Source organism: Deferrisoma sp. (assembly GCF_054681715.1).
Genome location: NZ_BAAHFQ010000264.1, coordinates 1 through 2614, shown reverse-complemented (window position 1 = coordinate 2614; position 2614 = coordinate 1). Strand labels below are relative to the sequence as shown.

Here is a 2614-nt window from a genome sequence, read left to right as displayed (position 1 = left end):
TGCGCCCGCCTGCCTCGGGTTCATCACGCTCTTTTTCGGGATCGGCCAGGCCCTGGGGCCGGCCGTGGGCGGCGCCCTGGCCGACCGCACCGGGAGTTTCGTGGCCGCGTTTGCCCTGGCGGCGGGCGTGTCCCTTCTGGGGGCCGCGCTCTCCCTGCGGCTTCCCCGGGCCGGGGGTGCGGGCCCATGAACGCAGCCGACCGCCCCGGCCGGCTGCCCCTGGGGCCGGTCTTGATCCTCCTGGGGCTGTCCCTGCTCTGGGGCGGCAACATGGCCGCGATCAAGATCGCGGCCCGGGACGTGGCCCCGGTGTTCCAGGCCGGGGTGCGCTCGGCCGTGGCGGCCGGGTGCCTGTGGGTGTGGATGCGGGTGGTGGGACTCCCGGTGTTCCCGAGCCGGGCCGCCCTGGGCCACGGCGTGGTGGTGGGGGCCTTGTTCGGCCTGGAGTTCGGGGCGATCTACCTGGGACTCAACTACACCTTTGCCTCCCGGGCCTACGTGTTCCTCTACACGCAGCCGTTCTTCACGGCCCTGGGCGCCCATTTCTGGCTCGGAAACGACCCCATGGACCGGCGGAAGGCCCTGGGCCTCGTCCTCGCGTTCGCCGGGGTCGTGGTGCTGTTCGGGAAGGACTGGGGCGAGGTGACCCTGCGGACCCTGCCGGGGGACCTCCTGCTGCTCTCGGCCGGGGCGCTGTGGGCCGCCACGACGCTCTACATCAAGCGGTATCTGACCGCGGTGGCGGTGCCGCTGCAGACCCTGTTCTACCAGGTCGGGTTCTCGGCGCCGCTGCTGTTTCTCCTGAGCGCCCTCCTGGAGCCCGCGCCGGTGCGGGGCGCTTCGCCGGCCGGGTTCCTCGCCCTGGCCTACCAGTGCGTGGTGGTGGCGTTTCTGAGCTATCTCGTCTGGTTCGAGCTCGTGCAGCGGTACCCGGTGAGCCTCCTGGCGGGGTTTACGTTCTTTACCCCGGTGTTCGGGGTGCTCGTGAGCGGGGTGTGGATCCTGCGCGAGCCGATCACGGCCGCCGTGTTCGTGGCCCTGGCCCTCGTGAGCGCCGGCATGGTGCTCGTGAACCGCCCCCGCCGGGCGGCGGACCTGCCGGTTCCGGAGTGAAGCGGGGCGGCTACGCGGCTGGGCGGCCAGGGGCCGAAACCCGTTGGGATTCCAGCGTCACCGCCGCCCCGTCCCGCGGGTCCGAACCCGGCTCTCCGTCACCCCCCGGCCCACGAGAGGCCCCGTTAGAAAGGAGACTGACCATGCGTAGTCGCTGGCCCACCCTGGGCACCGTGCTCAAGATGCATGCGCGCCACCACCCCGACCGGCTCGGGTGCGCCGACAAAAGCCGGAGTTTCACCTTCGGCCAGTGGAACGAGCGGGCTTGCCGGCTCGCGAACGCGCTCGCCGGCGCCGGCGCGGGGTACGGCGAGCGGGTGGCCATGCTGGCCTACAACCGGGTGGAGTGGATGGACCTCTACGCGGCCTGCGCCAAAGGGGGGCAGATCGCGGTGCCCGTGCTCTTCCGGCTCGCGCCGCCCGAGATCGAGCACGTGGTGAACCACTGCGAGGCCCGGGTGTTCCTGGTGGAGGCGCCGTTCGTGGAGGCGGTCGAGGGCCTTCGGGACCGGCTGCCCACGGTCGGCACCTACGTGTACCTGGGCGACGGCCCCGCGCCGGCCGGCTACGTGGGGTACGAGGAGTTCCTGGCGAGGGGCCGGCCGGACGAGCCGGATCGGCTGGTGGACGCGGCCGATCCCTGGACCATCCTCTACACCTCGGGCACCACCGGAACGCCCAAGGGCGTGGTCCGGTCCCACGAAAGCTACGTGGCCCACTACCTCCTGAACAACGTGAACACCGGGGTGCGGCCCGACGACAAGCCCCTTCTCGTGATGCCGCTGGCCCACGTGAACTCCATCTACTACTCGTTTTGCTACACCTACGTGGGGGCGCCGGTGGTCGTGTACAACGAACGGAGCTTCGACCCCGAGGATCTCCTGCGCACCATCGCGGCCCACGGCGTCACCTTCACCTCGCTGGTGCCCACCCACTACGTGATGATCCTCGATCTCCCCGAGGCGGTGAGGTCCCGGTACGACGTGGGCTCCATCCGCCAACTCCTGGTCTCCTCGGCCCCCGCCCGCCGGGAGCTCAAGCTCGCCATGCTCGAGTACTTCCGGGGCGTGGAACTCTGGGAGGCGTACGGGTCCACGGAAACGGGGCTCGTGACCCTGCTCCGGCCCGAGGAGCAGTTCGAGAAACTCGGGTCGGTGGGCCGGGAGATCTACGGCATCGACGAGATCCGGCTCCTGGACGACGAGGGGAACGAGGTGCCGCCGGGCGAGGTGGGGGAGCTCTGGGCCCGCACGCCCCACATGTTCACCGAGTACTGGAAGGACCCCGAGCGCACCCGCAACGCCTTCCGGGGCCCGTGGTTCAGCGCGGGCGACATGGCCCGCCGGGACGAGGACGGCTACTACTACCTGGTGGACCGGAAGGCCAACATGATCATCACGGGCGGGGAGAACGTGTACCCGTCGGAGGTCGAGGCCGTGGTGGCCCAACACCCGGCCGTGCGGGACGTGGCCGTGATCGGGGTGCCCGACCCCAAATGGGG

General features: G+C 70.8%; 3 protein-coding genes. All 3 read left to right on the top strand.

What is annotated here, in order from left to right:
• Nucleotides 1-190 (top strand): YbfB/YjiJ family MFS transporter (locus tag ACY0I8_RS17610; RefSeq protein WP_461395787.1); only part of this gene is annotated, 190 nt, incomplete at its 5' end.
• Nucleotides 187-1113, top strand: coding sequence for a DMT family transporter (locus ACY0I8_RS17605; RefSeq protein ID WP_461395786.1), 927 nt, complete (start codon nucleotides 187-189; stop codon nucleotides 1111-1113). The genes ACY0I8_RS17610 and ACY0I8_RS17605, both read left to right, overlap by 4 nt.
• Nucleotides 1114-1256: 143 nt before the next feature.
• On the top strand, nucleotides 1257-2614 hold a 1358-nt coding region (locus ACY0I8_RS17600; RefSeq protein WP_461395785.1), incomplete at its 3' end, for an AMP-binding protein.

What these genes read in the sequence shown, in the direction of transcription:
- ACY0I8_RS17605 (WP_461395786.1), top strand. Translation starts at nt 187, where the DNA reads ATGAACGCAGCCGACCGCCCCGGCCGGCTGCCCCTGGGGCCGGTCTTG.